Below are 24,757 nucleotides of genomic sequence, written 5' to 3'. Positions count from 1 at the left end.
AGGAACAGGGGCCTAAGTAGGGTTTGGTGATTCCTACTTAGGACTTATCGTTTACGCCAAGCGGCTGTCCACTGCTTCAGGGATATCGCTCAGAATTCTGCGGATTGTCTCGTCATCCACACGAGCTCCGATTTGTTCTGTCAGCCTTTCGATGCGCTGAGCAGCCCCCCGTGCTTGTGAATCCATTTTGGCTTCCTTGCACAAGGCTTCGATCAATATGAGCAAGGTCTTGCGGTGCCTAGGCGATGCCGGGCTCTCTGCCTTAGGCTGCACGGAGCTGTTCGCTGAGGCCAGTTTGACTTTTAGTCGTTCATTCTCAATCTGTAGCGCTTTATATGCTGACTTGTATTCGTCTAAGTCGCTGTCGTCCGTTGGTGCTTGCAAAGTGTTTTTATAGTTCGCATTCTGGCCGCTCTCTCGATATGATTTTGAGCGTAGCCAAATAACTTCATCTAATATCTTTGAACTAATGTCTAGCTCGGAATCCAAATGTTCTTGGAAGATCTCTCCAGGATGGAAGCTTCGCTCGGTGAGCCATGTCTCAAGGGCATTAAATTCTATGAAAGTCTGATCCTCGTCTATTGTCTCATCTAGATCCCTTCTGGTCCTGCTGGGTGAGAGTCTACCGAGGTCAATACTGTTTTTTAGAGCTTCAATGTAGTCATTAGTAAATGGGCTTAGGGCTTTGAGTAGATCTTCGTCATGAATGTCAATGAAGTCTTGAGCATCATAATCTATTTCTAGGTCGCCGCTAGAGAAGGCTGAAAGTGACATCAATTCAGCCGCACGCTTCAGTGATAGCTGGAATATACCGAAATTATCGACATCCATAAGCGTATTTTTGATCTCGAAGAGGTCGATGTAGTCATTGATCCTTTCGGTCAGATCGCTTTTGGGTTCAGAGGGTGTCATTTGCTGATCTCCGAATGGAAACAACATTCGCGCCGGCACAGAGCGCATCGATTTCATCTGCCCAGTTCTGCATCATTTCCCTTCGCTGCTCTAGATAATGCGCATGGTTGTAGGTATCGCGAATCGAGTCTTGATCTCCGTGGGCCAACTGCCGCTCGATCCAGTCTCGATTGTAGCCTCGGGTATTCAGGCTGGTACTCAGCAGATGGCGGAAACCGTGCCCAGTCTGGCGCCCCTCGTAACCCATTGTGGAAAGTGCCTTGTTCACCGTGTTCTCGCTCATTGGCCTGGCCCGGTTGTTGCGCCCAGGAAAGGCGAGGGGATAGGAGCCAGTTAGTTCATGCAGGGTACGCAGCAGAACCACGGCCTGACGTGGGAGCGGGACGATGTGAGGGCGCCTTGCCTTCATCCGTCCTGCAGGGATCGTCCAGGTAGCTGACTCCAGGTCGAACTCCTCCCAGGGCGCCAGCCGCAGCTCACCGGGTCGCACTGCTGTCAGCATTAGTAGGCGAATGGCGATCTTGCTGGTGATATCGCACTGGGCCGCGTCCAGCTTCTCCAGCAGATCGGGCAGTTCGCCTTCTGATACGTGCGGGTGATGGCGAGTGCGCGGGGCGTGCGCGGCTACCACGTCCAGATCGGTGGCTGGGTTGCCGGGTACCACGCCCTTGGCCAAGCCGAAACGGAATATCTGGCTCAGCCACTGGCGAACCTTGCGGGCCACGTTAAATGCCTCGCGCCGCTCGATCTTGCGCACCAGGTCGACCAGCTCAGGGCGTTGCACCTCAGCAGCGGGCCGTTTGCCAATTACCGGGAATATGTCCGACTCCAGATACTGCAGCGCTTTCGATGCGGTGGCTGGAGCCCATCGTGGCTGGTTGTAGTCGTACCATTCCCGCGCCAGCACTTCGAGCGTCAGCACCTGGGCGGCGGCAGCAGCCTTTTCCTGCTGTTTATGTGCGCTTGGGTCTATGTTCTGTGCCAGCAACTTTCGCGCGGCATCACGGCGCTCGCGTGCCTGGGCAAGTGTGACGGCGGGGTAGGAGCCCAGGCCCAGCATCTTGGCCTTGCCCTCGAATCGGTAGCGAAGGCGCCAGAGCTTCCCGCCAGCGGTCGTCACCTCAAGGCAAAGGCCCTGGGCGTCAGCGAGGCGGTAGAGCTTGTCGCGGGGTTTTGCGGTGCGGATGGCGGTATCTGTGAGCGCCACGGCTATTCCCTTGCAGTGCCGAACCGCGCTGGATTGCGGTCGGTGTGTGAGTAGGATTCTGGACCGAACTCGTCCTACTCACAAATCTACTCACATACTTGCGGGCTTACAAGGGAACCACTGGGAACGATGGGCACAAAAAAACCGGCCAAGTGGCCGGTTTCTCTGGTGTTCCGGGTCTGGTAGGGACCGCTTGGAACTATGTGATGGTGCCCCGAGGGAGACTCGAACTCCCACTCCTTTCGAAAACGGATTTTGAATCCGCCGCGTCTACCAATTCCGCCATCAGGGCATGTGGCGCGCAGTATAGAGAGCCGCCGCTGGTCGGTCAATCGGCTTTCATGGTCAATTTTCACACATTGGGCTAAACTTCCCGGCCCTGCCGAACCGAACATTATCATGCGCGTCGCCGATTTTTCCTTCGAACTCCCTGATTCCCTGATCGCCCGCCACCCGTTGGCCGAGCGCCATGGCAGCCGTCTGCTGGTGCTCGATGGGCCAACCGGCGCGCTGGCGCACCGGCAATTCCCCGACCTGCTCGAGTACCTGCGCCCGGGCGACCTGATGGTGTTCAACAACACCCGGGTGATCCCGGCGCGCCTGTTCGGCCAGAAAGCTTCCGGCGGCAAGCTGGAAGTGCTGGTCGAGCGCGTGCTCGACAGCCACCGGGTGCTGGCGCATGTCCGTGCCAGCAAGGCGCCGAAGGAAGGCGCGGTGATCCTCATCGATGGCGGCGGCGAGGCCGAAATGGTCGCGCGCCATGACACGCTGTTCGAACTGCGCTTCACCGAAGAGGTGCTGCCATTGCTCGACCGCGTCGGCCATATGCCGCTGCCGCCCTACATCGACCGCCCGGACGAAGGCGCCGACCGTGAGCGCTACCAGACCGTGTACGCCGAACGTGCCGGTGCGGTCGCCGCGCCCACTGCAGGTCTGCACTTCGACGAGGCGCTGCTGGAAAAGATCGCCGCCAAGGGCGTCGAGCGGGCGTTCGTCACCTTGCACGTGGGCGCGGGCACCTTCCAGCCGGTGCGGGTCGACAGGATCGAAGACCACCACATGCATAAAGAGTGGCTCGAAGTGGGCCAGGATGTGGTCGATGCCATCGAGGCCTGCCGTGCCCGTGGCGGCCGGGTGATCGCGGTCGGCACCACCAGCGTGCGTTCGCTGGAGAGCGCGGCGCGCGATGGCGTGCTCAAGGCCTTCAGCGGCGACACCGACATCTTCATCTACCCGGGCCGGCCGTTCCATGTGGTCGACGCGCTGGTCACCAATTTCCACCTGCCGGAGTCCACGCTGCTGATGCTGGTCTCGGCCTTCGCCGGCTACCCCGAGACCATGGCCGCCTACGCGGCGGCGGTCGAGCAGGGGTACCGCTTCTTCAGTTACGGTGATGCCATGTTCATCACCCGCAATCCGGCGCCACGCGGGCCCGAGGATCAAGCATGAGTCGCACCTGTCGAATGTCCTTCGAACTGCTGGCCACCGACGGCAAGGCCCGTCGTGGCCGCATCACCTTCCCACGGGGCACCGTGGAAACCCCGGCGTTCATGCCGGTGGGCACCTATGGCACGGTCAAGGGCATGCTGCCACGCGACATCGAGGCCATCGGTGCCGAGATGATCCTCGGCAATACCTTCCACCTGTGGCTGCGCCCGGGTACCGAGGTGATCAAGAAGCACAACGGCCTGCACGACTTCATGCAGTGGAAAGGCCCGATCCTCACCGACTCCGGTGGCTTCCAGGTGTTCAGCCTGGGCGCCATGCGCAAGATCAAGGAGGAGGGCGTGACCTTCGCCTCGCCGGTTGATGGCGCCAAGGTGTTCATGGGCCCGGAAGAGTCGATGCAGGTGCAGCGTGACCTGGGCTCGGACGTGGTGATGATCTTCGACGAGTGCACCCCGTACCCGGCCGAGCACGATGTGGCGCGCGCCTCCATGGAGCTGTCGCTGCGTTGGGCCCAGCGCTCGAAGAACGCCCACGCCGACAATACAGCGGCGCTGTTCGGTATCGTCCAGGGTGGCATGTACCAGGACTTGCGCATGCGCTCGCTGGAAGGCCTGGAAAACATCGGCTTCGACGGCCTGGCCATCGGTGGCCTGTCGGTGGGCGAGCCCAAGCACGAAATGATCAAGGTGCTGGATTACCTGCCGGGCCAGATGCCTGCTGACAAACCTCGTTACCTTATGGGGGTAGGCAAACCGGAAGATCTCGTTGAGGGTGTGCGCCGCGGCGTCGACATGTTCGACTGCGTGATGCCGACGCGTAACGCGCGCAACGGTCATCTGTTCGTCGATACAGGGGTGATCAAGATCCGCAACGCGTTCCATCGCCACGATGAATCGCCGCTGGATCCGACCTGTGACTGCTACACCTGCACCAACTTCTCGCGCGCCTATCTGCATCACCTGGACAAGTGCGGCGAAATGCTGAGCAGCATGCTGAATACCATCCACAACTTGCGCCATTACCAGCGCTTGATGGCCGGTTTACGCGAGGCTATTCAACAAGGTAAATTGGCCGCCTTTGTCGACGCCTTCTACGCCAAGCGCGGGCTTCCCGTACCGCCTTTGGACTGACTGTCTGCATCCATTATTAGAAAATTACATTAGGAGTGCCCAATGAGCTTCTTGATCCCCGCCGCATACGCGGACGCTGCAGCACCTGCCGCCGGCCCAGCCGGTACCGGCTTCGAGTGGATTTTCCTGGTCGGTTTCCTGGTCATCTTCTACCTGATGATCTGGCGCCCGCAGGCCAAGCGTGCAAAAGAGCAGAAGAACCTGCTGAGCAACTTGCAGAAGGGTGACGAAGTTGTCACCAACGGCGGCATCGCCGGCAAGATCGTCAAGGTTTCCGATGATTTCGTGGTCCTGGAAGTTTCCGACAACGTCGAGCTGAAGTTCCAGAAGGGTGCCATCGCGGCCACCCTGCCAAAAGGTACGCTCAAGGCTATCTGAGTTACCGGTTTTTCTTTCCAGTCGGGGCGCGCAACGCGCCCCGCGTCTTGAACGGGCGGCGTGATGCTGAACAAATACCCTCTGTGGAAATATGCACTGATCGTGCTGGTACTGGTGGTCGGTTTCATTTATTCCGCTCCCAACCTCTACCCGGATGATCCGGCGGTACAGATCAGTGGTGCCAGCTCGGCGCTGCAGGTGAGCCAGGCCGACCTCGACCGCGTCAGCAAGGCGCTGGTCGATGCCAAGATCGCCGTCAAGGGCGCGAGCCTGGGTGAGAAGGGCAGCGGGCTGATCCGCCTGACCAATCAGGAAGACCAGCTGCCAGCCAAGGATGTCGTGCGCAAGGCACTGGGCGATGATTACGTCGTGGCCCTGAACCTGGCCCAGACTACCCCGCAATGGCTGCGCAACCTGGGCGCAAGCCCGATGAAGCTGGGCCTGGACCTGTCCGGTGGTGTGCACTTCCTGCTGGAAGTGGACATGGACAAGGCCATGAGCGCCCGCATGAAAGTCTACGAAGGCGAGGTCAAGACCTTGCTGCGCAAAGAGCGCATCCGCTACCGCAGCCTGCCTCAGCAGGATGGCGGCATCATGCTGGGCTTCGCTGACGATGCAACCCGCGAACAGGCACGTGCCCTGATCCGCAAGAATTTCAATGACTTCGACCTGACCACCACCGAGCGTAACGAGCTCGCCGTGCTGCGTCTGGCGCTGACCCAGGCGAAAGTCGCCGAGATCCGCGAATACTCGATCAAGCAGAACCTCACCACCGTCCGCAACCGGGTCAACGAGCTGGGCGTGGCCGAGCCGCTGGTACAGCGCCAGGGCGCCAACCGCATCGTGGTCGAGCTGCCAGGCGTGCAGGACACTGCCGAAGCCAAGCGCATCCTGGGTAAAACCGCCAACCTGGAGTTCCGCTTCGGTGCCGAACCGGGCGCGTCCAAGGCCACTACCGAAGTGTTCGAGTTCCGTGAAGGTGGCCGTTCCGCCGCGGTCGAGCGCGGCCTGATCATCACCGGTGACCAGGTGACCGACGCCCAGGCCAGCTTCGACGAGCAAGGTCGCCCGCAGGTGAACATCCGCCTGGATGGCCACGGTGGCGAGCTGATGACCCGTGCTACCCGCAGCAACGTCGGCCGCAGCATGGCGGTGATCTTCATCGAGCAGAAGCCGGTCACCCGCTATGTCAAGCAGACCGTCGACGGCGTCGAGAAGGACGTTGCCGTACAGAGCTTCCAGGAAGAGAAGAAGATCATCAGCCTGGCGACCATCCAGTCGCCGCTGGGCAGCCAGTTCCGCATCACCGGCCTGAACGGCCAGGGCGAATCGTCCGAACTGGCCCTGCTGCTGCGTGCCGGTGGCCTGGCCGCGCCGATGTACTTCGCTGAAGAACGCACCATCGGCCCAAGCCTGGGTGCCGACAACATCACCAAGGGTATCGATGCGTCGCTGTGGGGCATGCTGTTCGTCTCGCTGTTCATCATCGCCATCTACCGTGCCTTCGGTGTGATCGCCACCATCGCCCTGGCGGGCAACATGGTCCTGCTGCTGGCGCTGATGTCGCTGCTGGGCGCCACCCTGACCCTGCCGGGTATTGCCGGTATCGTGTTGACCATGGGTATGGCGGTGGACGCCAACGTGCTGATCTTCTCGCGTATCCGCGAAGAGCTGAACGCCGGCATGTCGGTGCAACGCGCCATTCACGAAGGCTTCAACCGCGCCTACACCGCGATCATCGACGCCAACCTGACCAGCCTGCTGGTCGGCGGCATCCTGTTCGCCATGGGTACCGGCCCGGTCAAGGGCTTTGCGGTCACCATGTCCCTCGGGATTTTCACCTCGATGTTCACCGCCGTCATGGTGACCCGCGCCATGGTCAACCTGACCTGCGGCGGGCGTGACATCAAGAAGCTGTGGGTTTGAGGGAGCTGCGATGAAAACCATCAACTTCATGGGCGTGCGCAATGTCGCGTTCGCCGTTACCGTGCTCCTCACCGTGCTGGCGCTGTTCAGCTGGTGGCAGAAGGGCCTGAACTTCGGCCTGGACTTCACCGGCGGTACGCTGATCGAGCTGACCTACGAGCGCCCGGCCGACCTCAAGGCGGTGCGTGCCGAGCTGGTCAACTCCGGCTTCCACGAGGCCGTGGTGCAGAGCTTCGGCGCCACCACCGACCTGTTGGTGCGCATGCCGGGCGATGACCCGCAGCTGGGCAACAAGGTGGCTGAAGCCCTGCAGAAGGCCGGCGGCGACAACCCGGCCAAGGTCAAGCGTGTCGAGTTCGTTGGCCCGCAGGTGGGTGAAGAGCTGCGCGACCAGGGTGGCATGGGCATGCTCCTGGCCCTGGGCGGCATCCTCATCTACCTGGCCTTCCGCTTCCAGTGGAAGTTCGCGGTGGGCGCGATCGTCTCGCTGATCCACGACGTGGTGGTGACCCTGGGTATCCTGTCGTTCTTCCAGATCACCTTCGACCTGACGGTGCTGGCGGCGGTGCTGGCGATCATCGGCTACTCGCTGAACGACACCATCGTCGTGTTCGACCGGGTGCGCGAGAACTTCCGCGTCATGCGCAAGGCCTCGCTGATCGAGAACATCAACGTTTCCACCACCCAGACCCTGCTGCGGACCATCGCCACCTCGGTTTCGACCTTGCTGGCCATTGCCGCGCTGCTGTTCTTCGGTGGCGACAACCTGTTCGGCTTCTCGCTGGCTCTGTTCATCGGCGTCATGGCCGGTACCTATTCGTCGATCTATATCGCCAACGTGGTACTGATCTGGCTGAACCTGAGCAGTGAAGACCTGATCCCGCCGGCCAAGACCGACGGTGTGGACGACCGCCCGTAAGGCGTGTTCCACGCCGTTTGGCGGCCAGAAAGGCGCGAGTGTTGAACTCGCGCCTTTTTTTTTACTCCAAGGCTGGGAGAAGGCGGGTTGGATCCGCGGGTTATGATCAGGAGGTTCATGTGAACAAATCAATGCTTGTGGGTGCGGTACTGGGTGCTGTCGGTGTGACTGCCGGAGGTGCTGTCGCGACCTACAGCTTGGTCAACAAGGGGCCTGAGTATGCGCAGGTCACCGACGTGCAACCGATCAAACAACAGGTGAAAACCCCCCGTGAGGTCTGCAAGGACGTCGCCGTGACGCGTCAGGCACCGGTCAAGGACCAGCACCAGATCGCCGGTACCGTGGTGGGCGCCATTGCCGGTGGCCTGCTGGGTAACCAGATCGGTGGTGGTAGCGGCAAGAAGATCGCCACGGTGGCTGGTGCGGTCGGTGGTGGTTATGCCGGTAACAAGGTGCAGGAAGGCATGCAGGAGCGTGACACCTACACCACCACGCAAACCCGCTGCAACACGGTCAACGACATCAGTGAGAAAGTGGTGGGCTACAACGTGAAGTACACCATTGGCGACAAGGTAGGGCAGGTGAAGATGGACCACGAGCCCGGGTCGACCATTCCGCTGGACAAGAATGGCAAGCTGATCCTCAGCGAAGCCGGCCAGTGATTGATGTTGCCTGAACCGGCCTCTTCGCGGGTAAGCCCGCTCCCACAGGTACGGCAATGTCCTTGAGGTTGTCGCTATCACTGTGGGAGCGGGTTTACCCGCGAAGAGGCCAGCACAGGCAGTACAAAACTGGCAGGCAAACAAAAAGCACCCCGAGGGGTGCTTTTTTTGTGCCGGCAATCCGCGCTTAGCGCTTCATGTTCTCTGGCAGGTGCGGCTGGATAGCAGTCAGCACGGCCTTGAAGCACTTGATGTTGCCCGCAACGATATGGCCCTTCTCGAGGAAGTCATGGCCACCGTTGAAGTCGCTTACCAGGCCGCCCGCTTCCTGGATCAGCAGCACGCCGGCGGCCATGTCCCATTCGGACAGGCCCGACTCCCAGAAGGCGTCGAAACGGCCAGCAGCCACGTAGGCCAGGTCCAGGCTGGCGGAGCCGGCGCGGCGGATGCCGGCGGTCTGGCCAGTCAGGGCACGGAACATGCCCAGGTAGTTGTCCAGGTCGGCCATCTGGCTGTCGCGGAACGGGAAGCCGGTGCCCAGCAGGGCGCCTTCAAGGCTGGTGCGCGAGCTGACACGCAGGCGGCGACCATTGAGCTGGGCGCCACGGCCACGGCTGGCGGTGAATTCTTCCTGGCGCACCGGGTCGACGATCACGGCGTGCTCAAGGCGGCCACGGTATTTGCAGGCGATGCTGACCGCGAAGTGCGGGATGCCACGCAGGAAGTTGGTGGTGCCGTCCAGCGGGTCGATGATCCACAGGTAATCCTTGCCTTCTTCGCCGCTACCCGCGTGCAGGCCGGTTTCCTCGCCCTGGATGGAGTGGTTCGGGTAGGCCTTGCGCAGGGCGTTGACGATGCTCTGCTCGGCGGCGCGATCGACTTCGGAAACGTAGTCCTTGGCCTCTTTCTCATCGACCTTGATGCTATCCAGGCGTTCGATGGAGCGGAAAATCAGTTCACTGGCGCTGCGAGCGGCGCGCAGGGCGATATTCAGCATAGGCTGCATGGGCGGGTCACCTGGAGATGTTAAAGAAGAAAGCCGATCATTCTAGCAGAAAACTTTGGCGGCAGAAGTGTCACATTTGCTTTCGTGGCGTTACGTCTGTCGGTTCTGTAAGATCGAAGGCCCTGATTCCTGCATCTGTGAGCACAACACCTTGCTGCAAAATATTCGTGTTGTTCTGGTCAATACCAGCCACCCCGGCAACATCGGCGGCGCTGCGCGAGCCATGAAAAACATGGGCTTGTCGCGTCTGGTGCTGGTGCAGCCGAAAGCGTTCCCCGCCGAGGATGCCAGTGCCCGAGCCTCGGGTGCCGACGATGTGCTGGCCAATGCCCAGGTGGTCGACAGCCTCGAGCAGGCGCTGGTCGGCTGCAACCTGGTGATGGGCACCAGCGCCCGCGAGCGGAGCATCCCCTGGCCGCTGATTGGCCCGCGCGAGTGCGGGGCCAAGGCGGTGGAGCATGCCAACGGTGGCGAGGAAATCGCCCTGGTGTTCGGGCGTGAGCACGCCGGCCTGACCAACGAAGAACTGCAGCGATGTCACTTCCACGTGCACATTCCCTCCAACCCCGACTTCAGCTCGCTGAACCTGGCCGCCGCTGTCCAGGTGCTCTCGTACGAGGTGCGCATGGCCTGGCTGGCCGCCGGTGCAGCGCCGGGCAAGGTCGAGAAGGTTGACGCCAGCGAGCTGGCGACCATGGACGAAATGGAGCTGTTCTACGACCACCTGGAAAAGACCCTGGTCGGCATCGGCTTCCTTGACCCCGAAAAGCCCAAGCACCTGATGCCGCGCCTGCGCCGGCTGTATGGGCGGGTTGCGGTCGAACGTTCGGAAATGAGCATTTTGCGCGGCATCCTCACCGAGACTCAGAAAGTGGTCCGGGGCGAGCCGCATAAACGGAAGGACTGACAGATGTTCGAACGCCTGCGTGAAGATATTCAAAGCGTATTCCATCGTGACCCGGCTGCGCGCAACGCCTTCGAGGTGCTGACCTGCTACCCGGGCATGCATGCCATCTGGCTGCACCGCCTGGGAAATGCCCTGTGGAAGCGTGATTTCAAGTGGCTGGCTCGCCTGGTGTCCAACTTCGGCCGCTGGCTGACCGGGATCGAGATCCACCCCGGCGCCACCATCGGCCGACGCTTCTTCATCGACCATGGCATGGGTATCGTCATCGGCGAAACCGCCGAGATTGGCGACGATGTCACCCTTTACCAGGGCGTGACCCTGGGCGGCACCAGCTGGAACAAAGGCAAGCGCCATCCCACCCTGGAAAACGGCGTGGTGGTAGGGGCCGGGGCCAAGGTGCTGGGCCCGTTCACTGTCGGTGCCGGAGCCAAGATCGGTTCCAATGCGGTGGTGACCAAGGCAGTGCCGGCTGGCGCCACGGCGGTCGGTATCCCCGGGCGAATCATCGTCAAGAACGAAGACGATGAGGTCGAGGCCAAGCGCAAGGCCATGGCCGAGAAGATCGGCTTCGATGCCTATGGTGTCAGTGGCGACATGCCGGACCCGGTGGCCCGTGCCATCGGCCAGATGCTCGACCACCTGCAGGCAGTCGACGAGCGGCTGGAGGGTATGTGTGGTGCCCTGACCAGGATGGGTAGCGACTACTGCGCCAAGGAGCTGCCAGCCCTGCCGGAAGATGACTTCAAGGAAGTTGCCCAGGTGGCCCGGCGCGACACTCAGTCGCATTGATTGCGTCGTGGTGAAATCATGGTGACATACGGGGCGTGTGCTCACGCCCCCTGTCTGCTACAATCGCGCCCGCCTCCCCGATGCAAACCCGACTAAAGCACTAGGTCTAATAGTTGACTTAAATGCTCGGGAATCGCATACTCGCTCACATCCTGTAACTCCCGTGGTACCCAATAGCCATGCGACTGACTACCAAAGGCCGATACGCCGTGACCGCCATGCTCGACCTGGCGTTGCACGCGCAGCATGGGCCGGTGTCTTTGGCCGACATTTCCGAGCGCCAGGGCATTTCCCTCTCTTATCTGGAACAGCTGTTCGCCAAGCTGCGCCGCAGCAGCCTGGTCTCCAGCGTGCGTGGTCCAGGCGGTGGCTACCAGCTGTCGCGGGGCATGGAAACCATCCAGGTGGCCCAGGTCATCGATGCGGTCAACGAATCGGTCGATGCCACTCGCTGCCAGGGCCTCGGGGATTGCCATGCCGGTGACACCTGCCTGACCCACCACCTGTGGTGCGACCTCAGCCAGCAAATCCATGAATTCCTCAGCGGCATCAGCCTGGCCGACCTCGTCATGCGCCGTGAAGTGCAGGAAGTCGCCCAGCGCCAGGACCTGCGTCGTGTCGCAGGCCGAACCGCCCAGCTGGACAAGATTGAGACGTCCGCCGTCGATTGATCCCACCGGGACGACGAGCGACGCCACCGCCTGATAGGAGAGACAAATGAAGTTGCCGATCTACCTCGATTACTCCGCGACCACCCCGGTCGACCCCCGCGTGGCCCAGAAGATGGCCGATTGCCTGCTGGTCGACGGGAACTTCGGTAACCCGGCTTCGCGCTCCCACGTCTTTGGCTGGAAAGCCGAGGAAGCGGTCGAGAACGGTCGTCGCCAGGTTGCCGAGCTGATCAACGCCGATCCGCGCGAAATCGTCTGGACCAGCGGTGCCACCGAGTCCGACAACCTCGCACTCAAGGGCGTCGCGCACTTCTATCAGACCAAGGGCAAGCACATCATCACCTCCAAGATCGAGCACAAGGCGGTCCTGGATACCGCTCGCCAGCTGGAGCGTGAAGGTTTCGAAGTCACCTACCTCGAGCCAGGCGAAGACGGCATCGTCACCCCGGCCATGGTCGAGGCGGCGCTGCGCGACGACACCATCCTGGTTTCGCTGATGCACGTGAACAACGAAGTCGGCTCGATCAACGATATCGCCGCCATCGGTGAACTGACCCGCTCGCGCGGTGTGCTGTTCCACGTTGACGCCGCGCAGTCGGCCGGCAAGGTCGAAATCGACCTGCAGAAGCTGAAGGTCGACCTGATGTCGTTCTCTGCGCACAAGGTCTACGGCCCGAAAGGCATCGGCGCGCTGTACGTCAGCCGCAAGCCGCGTGTACGCCTGGAAGCCATCATCCACGGCGGTGGCCATGAGCGTGGCATGCGTTCGGGCACCCTGCCGACCCACCAGATCGTCGGCATGGGCGAAGCCTTCGCCATCGCCAAGCAGGAAATGGCCGCGGAAAACGTGCGCATCAAGGCCCTGAGCGACCGCTTCTTCAAGCAGGTCTCGGACCTCGAAGAGCTGTACGTCAACGGCAGCAAGACTGCCCGCGTACCACACAACCTGAACCTGAGCTTCAACTACGTCGAAGGCGAATCGCTGCTGATGTCGCTGAAGGACATCGCCGTATCGTCCGGTTCGGCCTGCACCTCCGCGTCGCTCGAGCCGTCCTACGTACTGCGCGCCCTGGGCCGCAACGACGAGCTGGCGCACAGCTCGATCCGCTTCTCCTTCGGCCGCTTCACCACCGAAGAAGAAGTCGATTACGCCGCGCAGAAAGTCTGCGAGGCCGTGAACAAACTGCGTGAGCTGTCGCCGCTGTGGGACATGTACAAAGACGGCGTTGACATCTCCAAGATCGAGTGGGCCGCCCACTAAGCAGTCGCCGGCAAGAGCGGCTCCCTGATGAGGAAGGAATTGCACCATGGCATACAGTGAAAAGGTCATCGACCACTACGAAAACCCGCGCAACGTCGGCAAGATGAATGCCGAAGACCCGGACGTCGGTACCGGCATGGTCGGCGCCCCGGCCTGTGGTGACGTCATGCGCCTGCAGATCAAGGTCAACGAGCAGGGCGTGATCGAAGACGCCAAGTTCAAGACCTACGGCTGCGGTTCGGCCATCGCTTCCAGCTCCCTCGCCACCGAGTGGATGAAGGGCAAGACCCTGGACGAAGCCGAAACCATCAAGAACACCCAGCTGGCCGAAGAACTGGCGTTGCCGCCGGTCAAGATCCACTGCTCGGTACTCGCCGAAGATGCCATCAAGGCAGCTGTACGCGATTACAAGCAGAAGAAAGGCTTGATCTAAGTCGCCTGTTGCGAGGTAAGGAGTCCAGATGGCTATCAGCATGACAGAAGCCGCCGCCAACCATGTGCGGCGTTCCCTGGAAGGGCGCGGCAAGGGCGAAGGCATTCGCCTGGGCGTGCGCACCACCGGTTGCTCGGGCCTGGCCTACGTGCTGGAGTTCGTCGACGAGCTGGCGGACGAAGACCAGGTGTTCGAGAACCATGGCGTCAAGGTGATCATCGATCCCAAGAGCCTGGTGTACCTCGACGGCACCGAACTGGACTTCGTCAAGGAAGGGTTGAACGAAGGCTTCAAGTTCAACAACCCTAACGTGCGCGGTGAGTGTGGCTGCGGCGAAAGCTTCAACGTTTGAGGCTGGCTGTGGGTACTCCTTGTCATTTCGCATTGTTTGACCTCCAGCCAAGCTTCCGCCTGGATCTCGACAAGCTGGCCACTCGCTATCGCGAGCTGGCCCGCGAAGTCCATCCCGACCGCTTTGCCGACGCCTCCGAGCGCGAGCAGCGCGTGGCGCTGGAAAAGTCCGCGGCCCTCAACGACGCCTACCAGACCCTGCGCAGTGCGCCGCGTCGTGCCCGCTACCTGCTGGCCATCGGCGGCCACGAAGTGCCCCAGGAGGTCACGGTCCACGACCCGGACTTCCTGTTGCAGCAGATGCAGTGGCGTGAAGAGCTCGAAGAGCTGCAGGACGAAGCCGACCTCGATGGCGTGGCCGTGTTCAAGAAGCGCCTGAAGGTCGCCCAGGACACGCTGAACGAGGACTTTGCCGCCTGCTGGGACGCCCCAGGCGAGCGCGACAAGGCCGAACGCCTGATGCGCCGCATGCAGTTCCTCGACAAGCTCGCCCAAGAAGTGCGCCAACTGGAAGAGCGCCTCGACGATTAACCCGGTGCTGCCCGTGATGGCACCTAAGGTATTCAGATAAGCATGGCCCTACTGCAGATTGCCGAACCCGGTCAAAGCCCTCAGCCGCACCAGCGCCGCCTGGCGGTGGGGATCGACCTGGGTACCACCAACTCTCTGGTCGCCGCACTGCGCAGCGGCCGTAGCGAGCCCCTGCCCGACGCGCAGGGCAACGTCATTCTGCCGTCAGCGGTGCGCTACCTCGAAGGGCGCAACGAAGTGGGGCAGGCTGCACGCGATGCCGCTTCCAGCGACCCGCTGAACACCGTGCTGTCGGTCAAGCGCCTGATGGGGCGCGGCCTGGCCGACGTCAAGCAACTGGGCGAGCAGCTGCCTTACCGCTTCGTTGGCGGTGAGTCGCACATGCCGTTCATCGACACCGTGCAGGGGCCGAAAAGCCCGGTGGAAGTGTCCGCCGATATCCTCAAGGTATTGCGCGAGCGTGCCGAAGCCACCCTCGGCGGTGAGCTGGTGGGGGCGGTGATCACCGTGCCGGCCTATTTCGACGATGCCCAGCGCCAGGCCACCAAGGACGCTGCGCGCCTGGCCGGCCTGAACGTGCTGCGCCTGCTCAACGAGCCGACTGCGGCTGCCGTGGCTTACGGCCTGGACCAGAACGCCGAAGGCGTGGTGGCCATCTATGACCTGGGCGGCGGTACCTTCGACATTTCCATCCTGCGCCTGACTGCCGGCGTATTCGAAGTGCTGGCCACCGGTGGCGATACTGCCCTGGGCGGTGACGACTTCGACCACGCCATTGCCGGCTGGATCATCGAACAGGCCGGGCTGTCGTCCGACCTGGACCCGGCCACCCAGCGCGCGCTGCTGCAAACCGCCTGCGCCGCCAAGGAAGCCCTGACCGACACCGACGTGGTCAGCGTCAGCCATGGCGCCTGGCAGGGCCAACTGAGCCGCGCCGGCTTCGAAGCCATGATCGAGCCCATGGTCGCCCGTAGCCTCAAGGCCTGCCGCCGCGCCGTGCGCGACAGCGGTATCGAGCTTGAAGAAGTCAGCGCCGTGGTCATGGTCGGCGGTTCGACCCGCGTCCCGCGTGTGCGTGAAGCCGTCGGTGCACTGTTCGGGCGCACCCCGCTGACCTCGATCGACCCCGACCAGGTGGTGGCCATCGGTGCTGCCATCCAGGCCGATACCTTGGCCGGCAACCGCCGCGAAGGTGGCGAACTGCTGCTGCTGGATGTCATCCCGCTGTCGCTCGGTCTTGAGACCATGGGCGGGCTGATGGAGAAGGTAATCCCGCGCAACACCACTATCCCGGTAGCGCGTGCCCAGGAGTTCACCACTTATAAAGATGGCCAGACGGCCATGATGATCCACGTGCTGCAGGGCGAGCGCGAGCTGATCAGCGACTGCCGCTCGCTGGCGCGCTTCGAGCTGCGTGGCATCCCGGCCATGGTCGCCGGTGCGGCGAAAATCCGCGTCACCTTCCAGGTCGACGCCGACGGCCTGCTCAGCGTCGCCGCCCGCGAGCTGGGCTCGGGCGTGGAAGCCAGCATCCAGGTCAAGCCGTCCTACGGCCTGACCGACGGCGAAATCGCCCGCATGCTCAAGGACTCCTTCGAACACGCAGGTTCCGACAAGCAGGCCCGCCAGCTGCGCGAGCACCAGGTGGACGGCGAGCGCCTGCTGGAAGCGGTACAGGGCGCCCTGGACGCCGACGGTGAGCGCCTGCTCAGCAGTGACGAGCGCGACGCCATCGAATTCCAGATGCAAGAACTACGTGATTTGCTGGCCGGCACCGATGGCGCTGCCATCGAGCAACAGACCAAGCGTCTGTCGCAGGTGACCGACGCATTTGCCGCCCGTCGCCTTGATTCGACGGTCAAAGCCGCACTGGCCGGGCGCAACCTGAATGAGATCGAGGAGTAACCGATGCCGCTGGTGACATTCCTGCCGCACGAGAAGTTCTGCCCCGAAGGGCTGACCGTGGAAGTCGAGCCCGGGACCAACATCCTGGAGCTGGCCCACGACCATCACATCGAGATGGAAAGCGCCTGCGGCGGCGTCAAGGCCTGCACCACCTGCCATTGCATCATCCGCAAGGGTTTCGACTCGCTGGAAGAAGCCGACGAGCTGGAAGAAGACATGCTGGACAAGGCCTGGGGCCTGGAGGCTCAGTCGCGCCTCGGCTGCCAGGTGGTTGTCGCTGACCAGGACCTGGTCATCGAGATCCCCAAGTATTCGCTCAACCACGCCGCCGAAGCGCCGCACTGAGGTTTGCCCCATGAGCCTGAAATGGATTGATGTACTTGAGATCGCCATCCAGCTTGCAGAAAGCAAGCCGGACGTCGATCCTCGTTATGTGAATTTCGTCGATCTGCACCGCTGGGTGCTGGCCTTGCCAGAATTCAGCGACGATCCGTCACGCGGCGGTGAGAAAGTGCTCGAGGCCATCCAGGCGGCCTGGATCGAAGAAGCCGACTGAACGCATCCTGCAGGTTAGGCAATCCCCTGGAACCCGCGTATAATTCGCGGGTTTAATTTTTCGCAACACTCATTTTTCTGGAGTTTTCCATGGCTGTTCAACGTACTTTCTCCATCATCAAGCCTGACGCCGTTGCCAAGAACGTCATCGGCGAGATCACCACTCGTTTCGAGAAAGCCGGCCTGCGCGTCGTCGCTTCGAAAATGAAGCAACTGTCCAAAGCCGAAGCCGAAGGCTTCTACGCCGAGCACAAAGAGCGCGGCTTCTTCGCTGACCTGGTTGCCTTCATGACTTCCGGTCCGGTCATCGTTCAGGTTCTGGAAGGCGAAAACGCCGTTCTGGCCAACCGCGAGCTGATGGGCGCCACCAACCCGAAAGAAGCTGCTGCCGGCACCATCCGTGCTGACTTCGCTGTTTCCATCGACGAAAACGCTGTTCACGGTTCCGACTCGGAAGCTTCGGCTGCCCGCGAAATCGCTTACTTCTTCTCCGCTACCGAGCTGTGCGACCGCATTCGCTAAGCGAAGCAGGTCTTGGGTGATTCCATGAGTGACATGACTGGCAAGATCAACCTGTTGGGCCTGACCCTGCAGGAAATGGAAAAATTCTTCGAGTCGATCGGAGAGAAGCGTTTTCGTGCCGGTCAGGTCATGAAATGGATTCACCACTTTGGCGTCGACGATTTCGCCGCCATGACCAATGTCGGCAAGGCCTTGCGCGAAAAGCTCGAGGCCGTTGCCGAGATTCGGGGCCCGGAAGTGGTCAGTGAAGACATTTCCGCCGACGGTACCCGCAAGTGGGTGGTCCGCGTTGCCTCCGGCAGCTGCGTCGAAACCGTCTACATCCCCACCGACGATCGCGGCACCCTGTGCGTGTCGTCGCAAGCCGGCTGTGCCCTGGACTGCAGCTTCTGCTCCACCGGCAAGCAAGGCTTCAACAGCAACCTCACCGCCGCCGAAGTGATCGGCCAGGTGTGGCTTGCCAACAAATCCTTCGGGACCGTTCCGGCCAAGATCGACCGCGCCATTACCAACGTGGTCATGATGGGCATGGGCGAACCCCTGCTGAATTTCGACAATGTCATCGCCGCCATGAAGATCATGATGGAAGATCTGGGCTATGGCATTTCCAAGCGTCGCGTCACCCTGTCCACCTCGGGCGTGGTGCCGATGATCGACGAGCTGGCCAAGCACATCGACGTGTCGCTGGCCCTGTCGCTGCACGCACCGAACGACGAACTGCGCAACAAGCTGGTACCGATCAACAAGAAGTACCCGCTGAAGATGCTGCTGGAATCGTGCATGGGCTACATGTCCACCCTGGGTGGCAAGCGCGTGCTGACCATCGAGTACACCCTGCTCAAGGACGTCAACGACCAGCCTGAGCATGCTGCGCAAATGATCGAGCTGCTGCGCGACGTGCCGTGCAAGATCAACCTGATCCCGTTCAACCCGTTCCCGCACTCGGGCTACGAGCGGCCGAGCAACAACGCCATTCGCCGCTTCCAGGACCTGTTGCACCACGGTGGCTTCAACGTCACCACCCGCACCACCCGTGGTGATGACATCGACGCCGCCTGTGGCCAGCTGGTTGGCCAGGTCAACGACCGCACCCGCCGCAGCGAGCGCTACATCGCCGTGCGCCAGCTGTCGGCGGACGCCGAGCTGCAAGACAGCCCCGCCAGCCACTGACCGGGACCTTGCCCATGAGCCTGCGCGCCGCGCTGTCGATCCTTGCGCTTTTGCTGCTGGCCGGCTGCGTGTCGGGCGGCGCGGGCGACCCCCTGGCCAGCCGCCAGGGCAGGGCAGAGGCGGGGCGGGCCTATGTGCAGCTTGGGCTGGGTTATTTGCAACAGGGTTTGACCGAGCAGGCCAAGGCGCCGCTGGGCAAGGCCCTGGCCCTGAATGGCGGTGATGCCGACGCGCACGCCGCCCTGGCGCTGGTGTTCCAGGCCGAAGGCGAGCCGGCGCTGGCCGAAGCGCACTTTCGCAAGGCACTGCAGGCACGCCCGGGCGACACGCGAATTCGCAACAATTACGGCAGTTTCCTTTATGCTCAGGGGCGATTTGCCGAGGCCGAGCAGATGTTTCGCCTGGCCAGCGCCGATACCCTGTATCCTGAACGCTCACGCGTGTACGAGAACCTGGGCCTGACCGCCCTGAAGCTCGAGCGCCGCGACCAGGCGCAGGCGTATCTGCTGAAAGCTTTGCAACTCAACCAGCGGCAACCGAAAGCGTTGCTGGAAATGGCTGAGTTGTCCTACGAAAACAGGCATTATGTGCCGGCCCGGGACTACTACGATCGTTTCAGCCAGTTGAGCGACCATGATGCCCGTAGCCTGCTGCTGGGCAGCCGCCTTGCCCGGGTATTCGACGAGCAGGGCACCCTGGCCGAGCTGGGCCAGCAATTACAACGACTTTATCCCGGTACGCCGGAATATCAGCAATACCTGTCGGAGCAACGATGAAAGCCGCGCATCCCGAAGTAGCAGTAGCGCCTGGCCAGAACCCCGGTGAGCTTTTGCGTCAGGCCCGTGAGAACCGGGACTGGTCACAAGCCGAGGTGGCCCGCAAGCTCAACCTCACTGTCAGTTCGTTGAACCACGTGGAAACCGGCGCCTTCGACAAGCTGCCGGGGCATACCTTCGCCCGTGGTTATATCCGCGCCTATGCCAAGCTGATGGACCTGGACCAGGCTGCCCTGGTGGACGCCTTCGACCGTTACACCGGCACCCACGCCAAAGGCAGCGACGTGCACTCGCTGGGCCGTATCGAAGAGCCGGTGCGCCTGTCGCACAATATCCTGCGCGGCGTCAGCCTGCTGCTGCTGGTGGCGGTGATCGGCGGCGGCTTTGTCTGGTGGCAGGACCAGGGCAGCCTGCGTGGCAAGGACCTGGCCAAGATTGCCCTGGAGCACGTCGAAGTCGAAAGCGCCGACGGTACCACCCAGATTCACCCGCTCGATGAGCCTGAAGACCAGGCCGTTTCCGCTGGCCAGCAGCCCGAGAGCGCGCCGCTGCCGCTGGAGCAGGGCGCTGCCGAGCAGCCTGCCGCCGCCGAACAGGCACCGGCAAGCCCGGCACCTGCCGCTACCACTAACGCAGTGCCAGCACCGGCCCAGCAGGCGCCTGTGGCACCCGCTGCCAGCGCCCCTGCTGTCGCGCCAGCGCCGGTTGCCCCGGTTGCCCCGGCCCCGGCGGCCGTTGTACCTGCCACGCCTGTAGCGACAGTGGCCGCCGCCGAGCCTGTCGTGCCAGCCGCAGTGCCGGCTGGCAGCGCCAAGGTCGCCATCCAGTTCGTCGCCGATTGCTGGACCCAGGTCACCGACGGCAACGGCAAGGTGCTGTTCAGCGCCATCAAGCGCAAGGGGGACAACCTCGAGCTGACCGGCAAGCCGCCGTTCTCGGTACGCCTGGGCTTTGCCCGTGGCGCCCAGGTCAGCTACAACGGCCAGGCCGTCGATGTTGCCCCGTTCACCAGTGGCGAGACCGCTCGCCTGAAGTTGGGACAGTAAGTCATGCACGGCGAATCTCCGATCAAACGTCGCGAATCCCGCAAAATCTGGGTCGGCAATGTGCCGGTGGGTGGTGATGCCCCCATCGCGGTGCAGAGCATGACCAACACCGACACCAACGATGTGGCCGCCACCGTGGCGCAAATCCAGCGCCTGGTCGATGCCGGCGTGGACATCGTGCGTGTCTCGGTGCCGGACATGGACGCCGCCGAGGCGTTCGGCCGCATCAAGCAGCAGGTCAGCGTGCCGCTGGTGGCCGACATCCACTTCGACTACAAGATCGCCTTGCGCGTGGCCGAACTGGGCGTCGACTGCCTGCGTATCAACCCGGGCAACATCGGCCGTGAAGACCGTGTGCGCGCGGTTGTAGATGCCGCCCGCGACCGGGGTATCCCGATCCGTATCGGCGTCAACGCCGGTTCCCTGGAAAAGGACCTGCAGAAGAAGTACGGCGAGCCGACCCCGGCGGCGCTGGTCGAGTCGGCCCTGCGCCACGTCGAGCACCTCGACCGCCTGGACTTCCAGGACTTCAAGGTCAGCGTCAAGGCCTCCGATGTGTTCATGGCCGTCGAAGCCTACCGCCTGCTGGCCAAGCAGATCGTACAGCCGCTGCACCTGGGCATCACCGAAGCCGGTGGCCTGCGTTCGGGGACGGTGAAATCCGCTGTCGGCCTCGGTATGCTGCTGGCCGAAGGCATTGGCGATACCATCCGTATCTCGCTGGCGGCCGACCCGGTCGAAGAAGTGAAAGTCGGCTACGACATCCTCAAGTCGCTGCACCTGCGCTCGCGCGGCATCAACTTCATCGCCTGCCCGAGCTGCTCGCGGCAGAACTTCGATGTGGTCAAGACCATGAACGAGCTGGAAGGGCGCCTGGAAGACCTGCTGGTGCCGCTGGACGTGGCGGTGATCGGTTGCGTGGTCAACGGCCCGGGTGAAGCCAAGGAGGCCCATGTGGGGCTGACCGGCGGCACGCCGAACCTGATCTACATCGACGGCAAGCCGGCGCAGAAACTGACCAACGACAACCTGGTCGATGAGCTGGAAAAACTCATCCGCCAGAAAGCGGCCGAAAAGGCCGAGGCCGACGCGGCGCTGATCGTCCGTGGCTGACACACAGAATTCGTAAGGACTTTTCGTGAGCAAATCGCTGCAAGCCATCCGTGGCATGAACGACATCCTGCCAGAACAGTCGCCGCTGTGGCGCTACTTCGAAGGCACCGTGGCCGGCCTGCTGGACACCTACGGGTACAGCCAGATCCGCACGCCGATCGTCGAGTTCACCGAGCTGTTCAAGCGCTCCATCGGTGAAGTGACCGACATCGTCGAAAAAGAGATGTACACCTTCGAGGACCGCAACGGCGATTCGCTGACCCTGCGCCCCGAAGGCACCGCTGCGTGCGTGCGTGCCGTGCTCGAGCATGGCATCACCGGCAACGGCCAGGTGCAGAAACTGTGGTACATCGGCCAGATGTTCCGCCACGAGCGCCCGCAAAAGGGTCGCTACCGCCAGTTCCACCAGATTGGCGTGGAAGTATTCAACCTGGACGGTCCGGACATCGACGCCGAGCTGATCATGCTGACCTGGCGCCTGTGGGGCCAGCTGGGCATCCGGGACGCAGTCAAGCTGGAACTCAACAGCCTGGGCACCAGCGAAGCCCGTGCACGCTACCGTGACGCGCTGGTCGAGTTCCTCTCGGCGCGCCTGGAGCAACTGGACGAAGACAGCCAGCGCCGCCTGAAGAGCAACCCGCTGCGCATCCTCGACAGCAAGGACCAGAACACCCAGGCGGTGCTGGTCGGCGCGCCGAAGCTGGAAGACTACCTGGACGAAGAGTCGCGCGTGCACTTCGAGGGCCTCAAGGCCCGCCTGGACGCTGCCGGCATCCCGTTCGTGATCAACACCAAGCTGGTGCGTGGCCTGGACTACTACAGCAAGACCGTGTTCGAGTGGGTTACCGACAAGCTCGGCGCCCAGGGCACTGTCTGCGCCGGTGGCCGCTACGACGGCCTGGTCGAGCAGATGGGCGGCAAGCCGACCCCGGGCGTCGGTTTCGCCATGGGCATCGAGCGCCTGATCCTGCTGCTGGAAACCCTGGGCAAGGTGCCCGAGTCCATCAGCCGCCAGATCGACATTTACCTGTGCGCCTTTGGCGAACAGGCGGAGCTGGCCGGCCTGCGCCTTTCCGAAGGCCTGCGCGACCGCCTGCCGGGCCTGCGCCTGGCGGTCAACGCCGGCGGTGGCAGCTTCAAGAGCCAGTTCAAGAAAGCCGACAAGAGCGGCGCGCTGTTCGCCCTGATCCTCGGCGACGACGAGCTGGCCAAGCAAGAGATCGGCTTCAAGCCCCTGCGTGGTCAGGGCGAACAACAGAACATTGCCTGGGATGCTCTGGCTGAGCACCTGGAAACCGCGATCGCGCAGGCGTAACGCGGTTCAACAAGCGAATAGGCGAAAAGGAGTATTGGGGTGTCGAGTACCGATGATGAACTGGCAGGGGTCAAGGACTGGTGGAACCGCAACGGCAAGCCGCTGCTGACCGGTGCCCTGCTGGCTGGCGTGGTGGTGTTGGGCTGGAATACCTGGCACAAGTACCAGAACAATCAGTCGCAAGGTGCCTCGCAGCTGTACCAGGCCTTGCTGGAGACCAGCCTGACGCCGACTGGCCAGCCTGACGCGACCAAGGTCGCGGAACTGGCCGGCAAGCTCAAGAGCGAGTTCGGCGGTACCGCCTACGCCCAGTACGGCAGCCTGTTCGTGGCCAAGGTTGCGGTCGAGAGCGGCAAGCTCGACGACGCTGCTGCCGAGCTGAAGGGCGTGCTGGACAAACCGGCCGATGCCACCCTGGGCGAAATTTCGCGTCAGCGCCTGGCACGTGTTCTGGCCGCCCAGAACAAGGCCGAGGAAGCCCTCAAGCTGCTCGACGGCGACGCTGACAAAGCCTTCCTGGCCAGCCGTGAAGAGTTGAAAGGTGACCTGCTGGTGCAACTGGGGCGCGCCGACGACGCGCACAGCGCTTACGAGAAAGCCAAGGCTGCGCTGTCCGATGAGGCGGCGGTCGGTGGCCTGCAATTGAAGCTGGATGACTTGGCCAAAGGGGACGCGTAAGTGATCGGTTGGAAACATGCAGCAGTGCTGACCCTGGCCGTACTGGCCGCAGGTTGCAGCAGCAACAGCAAGAAGGAACTGCCCCCGGCCGAGCTGACCAAGTTCACCGAGGAAGTGGTGCTGAAGAAGCAGTGGAGCCGTTCGATCGGTGACGGCCAGGGCGAAACCTACAACACCCTGGTACCCGCCATCGAGAACGACCGTATCTACGCTTCCGACGTCAACGGCGAAGTCTTCGCCCTCGACCGCATCACCGGCGACGTGGTGTGGAAGAAGGACCTCGAGCTGCCGGTATCCGGCGCTGTCGGCGTAGGCTACGGCCTGGTCATGATCGGCACCCTCAAGGGTGAAGTCATCGCCCTGGATTCCAGCACCGGCGAGGAGCGCTGGCGCTCCCGCGTGACCAGCGAAGTGCTGGCCCCGCCTGCCAACAACGGTGACGTGGTGGTGGTGCAGACCCAGGACGACCGCCTGATCGGCCTGGATGCCACGACTGGCGACCGCCGCTGGATCTATGAAAACACCCCGGCCGTGCTGACCCTGCGTGGTACCGGCGCACCGATCGCCACCAACCGCCTGGCCGTCGCCGGCCTGTCCACCGGCAAGGTGGTGGCGGTGGATATCAACAACGGTGTTCCTGTGTGGGAAAGCCGTGTGGCGATTCCGCAGGGCCGTTCCGAGCTGGATCGTGTGGTCGATATCGACGGCGGCCTGCTGCTGTCTGGTGGTACCCTGTACGTCAGCACCTACCAGGGCCGCGTCGCGGGCCTGGACCTGGAAAGCGGCCGCGTGCTGTGGCAGCGCGATGCCTCCAGCTATGTGGGTGTCGCCCAGGGCTTCGGCAACGTCTACGTCAGCGAAGCTTCGGGTACTGTCGAAAGCGTCGACGAGCGCTCGTCCAGCGCCCTGTGGACCAACGACACCATGGCTCGCCGCCAGCTGACGGCGCCTGAGGTGTTCTCCAGCTACGTGGCTGTGGGTGACTTCGAGGGTTACCTGCACCTGCTGAGCCAGGTCGATGGCCGTTTCGTTGGCCGTGAACGTATCGACAGCGATGGCCTGCGTGCCCGCCCACTTGTGGTCGGCGACACCATCTACGTCTTCGGCAACAGCGGCAAGCTCGAGGCACTGACCATCCGCTGAAG

27 protein-coding genes and 1 tRNA gene are annotated in these 24,757 nt (G+C 62.5%); 24 read left to right on the top strand and 4 right to left on the bottom strand.

The genetic code is table 11. The annotated features are described in order from the left end of the window. Nucleotides 1-51 precede the first annotated feature (51 nt). The 3 genes from J5M71_RS18675 to J5M71_RS18665 form a co-directional block, all read right to left on the bottom strand. Nucleotides 52-912 (bottom strand): hypothetical protein, encoded by an 861-nt coding sequence (locus tag J5M71_RS18675; RefSeq protein ID WP_207834823.1) that lies wholly within the window; start codon nucleotides 910-912, stop codon nucleotides 52-54. After that, nucleotides 899-2,119, bottom strand: a complete 1,221-nt coding sequence (locus J5M71_RS18670; RefSeq protein WP_207834814.1) for an integrase arm-type DNA-binding domain-containing protein — start codon at nucleotides 2,117-2,119, stop codon at nucleotides 899-901. The genes J5M71_RS18675 and J5M71_RS18670 overlap by 14 nt, the downstream gene beginning before the upstream one ends. A gap of 207 nt (nucleotides 2,120-2,326) precedes the next feature. Continuing rightward, nucleotides 2,327-2,411, bottom strand: a tRNA-Leu gene (locus J5M71_RS18665). Between the two features lie 107 nt (nucleotides 2,412-2,518). Between J5M71_RS18665 and queA the strand changes: the two genes are divergently transcribed. From queA to J5M71_RS18635, 6 genes are all read left to right on the top strand, one after another. Further along, nucleotides 2,519-3,568 (top strand): tRNA preQ1(34) S-adenosylmethionine ribosyltransferase-isomerase QueA, encoded by a 1,050-nt coding sequence (queA, locus tag J5M71_RS18660; RefSeq protein WP_063911310.1) that lies wholly within the window; start codon nucleotides 2,519-2,521, stop codon nucleotides 3,566-3,568. 14 nt (nucleotides 3,569-3,582) lie between these two features. Next, entirely contained in the window at nucleotides 3,583-4,698 is a 1,116-nt protein-coding gene (gene tgt / locus J5M71_RS18655; RefSeq protein WP_172827479.1) for a tRNA guanosine(34) transglycosylase Tgt, read from the top strand. Nucleotides 4,699-4,740: 42 nt separating this feature from the next. Beyond that, nucleotides 4,741-5,076, top strand: a complete 336-nt coding sequence (yajC, locus tag J5M71_RS18650; RefSeq protein WP_003259111.1) for a preprotein translocase subunit YajC — start codon at nucleotides 4,741-4,743, stop codon at nucleotides 5,074-5,076. A gap of 63 nt (nucleotides 5,077-5,139) precedes the next feature. Beyond that, nucleotides 5,140-7,002: a protein translocase subunit SecD gene (gene secD, locus J5M71_RS18645; RefSeq protein ID WP_207834804.1), complete on the top strand. Its 1,863-nt coding sequence runs from the start codon at nucleotides 5,140-5,142 to the stop codon at nucleotides 7,000-7,002. Nucleotides 7,003-7,012: 10 nt separating this feature from the next. After that, nucleotides 7,013-7,921 (top strand): protein translocase subunit SecF, encoded by a 909-nt coding sequence (secF, locus tag J5M71_RS18640; RefSeq protein ID WP_013971011.1) that lies wholly within the window; start codon nucleotides 7,013-7,015, stop codon nucleotides 7,919-7,921. A 119-nt stretch (nucleotides 7,922-8,040) separates the two neighbouring features. Beyond that, nucleotides 8,041-8,583 carry a glycine zipper 2TM domain-containing protein gene (locus J5M71_RS18635; RefSeq protein WP_013971012.1) on the top strand — a complete coding sequence of 181 codons (543 nt, stop codon included), beginning with the start codon at nucleotides 8,041-8,043 and terminating at the stop codon, nucleotides 8,581-8,583. Nucleotides 8,584-8,770: 187 nt separating this feature from the next. Here J5M71_RS18635 and suhB read toward each other — a convergent pair whose 3' ends face one another. Further along, on the bottom strand, nucleotides 8,771-9,589 hold the full coding sequence (suhB, locus tag J5M71_RS18630; RefSeq protein WP_003257850.1) for an inositol-phosphate phosphatase: 819 nt from the start codon (nucleotides 9,587-9,589) through the stop codon (nucleotides 8,771-8,773). A 151-nt stretch (nucleotides 9,590-9,740) separates the two neighbouring features. On the opposite strand from suhB, the gene trmJ reads away from it, so the two are divergent. From trmJ to bamB, 18 genes are all read left to right on the top strand, one after another. Next, entirely contained in the window at nucleotides 9,741-10,496 is a 756-nt protein-coding gene (gene trmJ / locus J5M71_RS18625) for a tRNA (cytosine(32)/uridine(32)-2'-O)-methyltransferase TrmJ (RefSeq protein ID WP_207834801.1), read from the top strand. A 3-nt stretch (nucleotides 10,497-10,499) separates the two neighbouring features. Next, entirely contained in the window at nucleotides 10,500-11,285 is a 786-nt protein-coding gene (cysE, locus tag J5M71_RS18620; RefSeq protein ID WP_207834799.1) for a serine O-acetyltransferase, read from the top strand. Between the two features lie 179 nt (nucleotides 11,286-11,464). Next, the gene (iscR, locus tag J5M71_RS18615) at nucleotides 11,465-11,956 is read left to right on the top strand and encodes a Fe-S cluster assembly transcriptional regulator IscR (RefSeq protein WP_008092572.1); all 492 of its coding nucleotides are present in this window, start codon (nucleotides 11,465-11,467) and stop codon (nucleotides 11,954-11,956) included. 46 nt (nucleotides 11,957-12,002) lie between these two features. Beyond that, nucleotides 12,003-13,217 carry an IscS subfamily cysteine desulfurase gene (locus J5M71_RS18610; RefSeq protein ID WP_013971017.1) on the top strand — a complete coding sequence of 405 codons (1,215 nt, stop codon included), beginning with the start codon at nucleotides 12,003-12,005 and terminating at the stop codon, nucleotides 13,215-13,217. A gap of 46 nt (nucleotides 13,218-13,263) precedes the next feature. Next, nucleotides 13,264-13,650 (top strand): Fe-S cluster assembly scaffold IscU, encoded by a 387-nt coding sequence (iscU, locus tag J5M71_RS18605; protein WP_003248539.1) that lies wholly within the window; start codon nucleotides 13,264-13,266, stop codon nucleotides 13,648-13,650. 28 nt (nucleotides 13,651-13,678) lie between these two features. Then, nucleotides 13,679-14,002 (top strand): iron-sulfur cluster assembly protein IscA, encoded by a 324-nt coding sequence (iscA, locus tag J5M71_RS18600; RefSeq protein WP_003257854.1) that lies wholly within the window; start codon nucleotides 13,679-13,681, stop codon nucleotides 14,000-14,002. Nucleotides 14,003-14,010: 8 nt separating this feature from the next. Next, on the top strand, nucleotides 14,011-14,532 hold the full coding sequence (gene hscB, locus J5M71_RS18595; RefSeq protein ID WP_015269012.1) for a co-chaperone HscB: 522 nt from the start codon (nucleotides 14,011-14,013) through the stop codon (nucleotides 14,530-14,532). A gap of 42 nt (nucleotides 14,533-14,574) precedes the next feature. Then, nucleotides 14,575-16,437, top strand: a complete 1,863-nt coding sequence (gene hscA, locus J5M71_RS18590) for a Fe-S protein assembly chaperone HscA (protein WP_087503087.1) — start codon at nucleotides 14,575-14,577, stop codon at nucleotides 16,435-16,437. A gap of 3 nt (nucleotides 16,438-16,440) precedes the next feature. After that, on the top strand, nucleotides 16,441-16,782 hold the full coding sequence (fdx, locus tag J5M71_RS18585) for an ISC system 2Fe-2S type ferredoxin (protein WP_063911316.1): 342 nt from the start codon (nucleotides 16,441-16,443) through the stop codon (nucleotides 16,780-16,782). Between the two features lie 10 nt (nucleotides 16,783-16,792). Continuing rightward, nucleotides 16,793-16,993 carry a Fe-S cluster assembly protein IscX gene (gene iscX, locus J5M71_RS18580; protein ID WP_023382209.1) on the top strand — a complete coding sequence of 67 codons (201 nt, stop codon included), beginning with the start codon at nucleotides 16,793-16,795 and terminating at the stop codon, nucleotides 16,991-16,993. 89 nt (nucleotides 16,994-17,082) lie between these two features. Next, nucleotides 17,083-17,514: a nucleoside-diphosphate kinase gene (gene ndk, locus J5M71_RS18575; protein ID WP_023382208.1), complete on the top strand. Its 432-nt coding sequence runs from the start codon at nucleotides 17,083-17,085 to the stop codon at nucleotides 17,512-17,514. Between the two features lie 24 nt (nucleotides 17,515-17,538). After that, nucleotides 17,539-18,684 carry a 23S rRNA (adenine(2503)-C(2))-methyltransferase RlmN gene (gene rlmN, locus J5M71_RS18570; RefSeq protein WP_046615810.1) on the top strand — a complete coding sequence of 382 codons (1,146 nt, stop codon included), beginning with the start codon at nucleotides 17,539-17,541 and terminating at the stop codon, nucleotides 18,682-18,684. A 14-nt stretch (nucleotides 18,685-18,698) separates the two neighbouring features. Further along, on the top strand, nucleotides 18,699-19,460 hold the full coding sequence (gene pilW / locus J5M71_RS18565) for a type IV pilus biogenesis/stability protein PilW (RefSeq protein ID WP_207834797.1): 762 nt from the start codon (nucleotides 18,699-18,701) through the stop codon (nucleotides 19,458-19,460). After that, complete coding sequence (locus J5M71_RS18560; RefSeq protein ID WP_207834787.1) at nucleotides 19,457-20,506, top strand: RodZ family helix-turn-helix domain-containing protein; 1,050 nt, start codon at nucleotides 19,457-19,459, stop codon at nucleotides 20,504-20,506. The genes pilW and J5M71_RS18560 overlap by 4 nt, the downstream gene beginning before the upstream one ends. Before the next feature lie 3 nt (nucleotides 20,507-20,509). Continuing rightward, nucleotides 20,510-21,619: a flavodoxin-dependent (E)-4-hydroxy-3-methylbut-2-enyl-diphosphate synthase gene (ispG, locus tag J5M71_RS18555; protein ID WP_003257869.1), complete on the top strand. Its 1,110-nt coding sequence runs from the start codon at nucleotides 20,510-20,512 to the stop codon at nucleotides 21,617-21,619. Nucleotides 21,620-21,644: 25 nt separating this feature from the next. Beyond that, on the top strand, nucleotides 21,645-22,934 hold the full coding sequence (gene hisS / locus J5M71_RS18550) for a histidine--tRNA ligase (protein WP_207834780.1): 1,290 nt from the start codon (nucleotides 21,645-21,647) through the stop codon (nucleotides 22,932-22,934). Nucleotides 22,935-22,973: 39 nt separating this feature from the next. After that, the gene (locus tag J5M71_RS18545; protein WP_207834772.1) at nucleotides 22,974-23,612 is read left to right on the top strand and encodes a tetratricopeptide repeat protein; all 639 of its coding nucleotides are present in this window, start codon (nucleotides 22,974-22,976) and stop codon (nucleotides 23,610-23,612) included. Continuing rightward, nucleotides 23,613-24,755 (top strand): outer membrane protein assembly factor BamB, encoded by a 1,143-nt coding sequence (gene bamB, locus J5M71_RS18540; protein WP_063911321.1) that lies wholly within the window; start codon nucleotides 23,613-23,615, stop codon nucleotides 24,753-24,755. Nucleotides 24,756-24,757 lie beyond the last annotated feature (2 nt).

Origin of the sequence: Pseudomonas sp. 43(2021) (genome assembly GCF_017490805.1) — a bacterium.
GTDB lineage: Bacteria > Pseudomonadota > Gammaproteobacteria > Pseudomonadales > Pseudomonadaceae > Aquipseudomonas.
This window is presented reverse-complemented; position numbering and strand designations above follow the sequence as displayed.

Excerpts from the sequence above, each read along its gene's own strand:
- hscA (WP_087503087.1), top strand. The coding sequence starts at position 14,575 with ATGGCCCTACTGCAGATTGCCGAACCCGGTCAAAGCCCTCAGCCGCAC.
- fdx (WP_063911316.1), top strand. The coding sequence starts at position 16,441 with ATGCCGCTGGTGACATTCCTGCCGCACGAGAAGTTCTGCCCCGAAGGG.
- pilW (WP_207834797.1), top strand. The coding sequence starts at position 18,699 with ATGAGCCTGCGCGCCGCGCTGTCGATCCTTGCGCTTTTGCTGCTGGCC.
- ispG (WP_003257869.1), top strand. The coding sequence starts at position 20,510 with ATGCACGGCGAATCTCCGATCAAACGTCGCGAATCCCGCAAAATCTGG.
- iscR (WP_008092572.1), top strand. The coding sequence starts at position 11,465 with ATGCGACTGACTACCAAAGGCCGATACGCCGTGACCGCCATGCTCGAC.
- J5M71_RS18675 (WP_207834823.1), bottom strand. The coding sequence starts at position 912 with ATGACACCCTCTGAACCCAAAAGCGATCTGACCGAAAGGATCAATGAC.
- cysE (WP_207834799.1), top strand. The coding sequence starts at position 10,500 with ATGTTCGAACGCCTGCGTGAAGATATTCAAAGCGTATTCCATCGTGAC.
- yajC (WP_003259111.1), top strand. The coding sequence starts at position 4,741 with ATGAGCTTCTTGATCCCCGCCGCATACGCGGACGCTGCAGCACCTGCC.
- iscX (WP_023382209.1), top strand. The coding sequence starts at position 16,793 with ATGAGCCTGAAATGGATTGATGTACTTGAGATCGCCATCCAGCTTGCA.
- tgt (WP_172827479.1), top strand. The coding sequence starts at position 3,583 with ATGTCCTTCGAACTGCTGGCCACCGACGGCAAGGCCCGTCGTGGCCGC.
- secF (WP_013971011.1), top strand. The coding sequence starts at position 7,013 with ATGAAAACCATCAACTTCATGGGCGTGCGCAATGTCGCGTTCGCCGTT.
- iscU (WP_003248539.1), top strand. The coding sequence starts at position 13,264 with ATGGCATACAGTGAAAAGGTCATCGACCACTACGAAAACCCGCGCAAC.
- secD (WP_207834804.1), top strand. The coding sequence starts at position 5,140 with ATGCTGAACAAATACCCTCTGTGGAAATATGCACTGATCGTGCTGGTA.
- suhB (WP_003257850.1), bottom strand. The coding sequence starts at position 9,589 with ATGCAGCCTATGCTGAATATCGCCCTGCGCGCCGCTCGCAGCGCCAGT.
- rlmN (WP_046615810.1), top strand. The coding sequence starts at position 17,539 with ATGAGTGACATGACTGGCAAGATCAACCTGTTGGGCCTGACCCTGCAG.
- J5M71_RS18610 (WP_013971017.1), top strand. The coding sequence starts at position 12,003 with ATGAAGTTGCCGATCTACCTCGATTACTCCGCGACCACCCCGGTCGAC.
- ndk (WP_023382208.1), top strand. The coding sequence starts at position 17,083 with ATGGCTGTTCAACGTACTTTCTCCATCATCAAGCCTGACGCCGTTGCC.
- queA (WP_063911310.1), top strand. The coding sequence starts at position 2,519 with ATGCGCGTCGCCGATTTTTCCTTCGAACTCCCTGATTCCCTGATCGCC.
- iscA (WP_003257854.1), top strand. The coding sequence starts at position 13,679 with ATGGCTATCAGCATGACAGAAGCCGCCGCCAACCATGTGCGGCGTTCC.
- J5M71_RS18560 (WP_207834787.1), top strand. The coding sequence starts at position 19,457 with ATGAAAGCCGCGCATCCCGAAGTAGCAGTAGCGCCTGGCCAGAACCCC.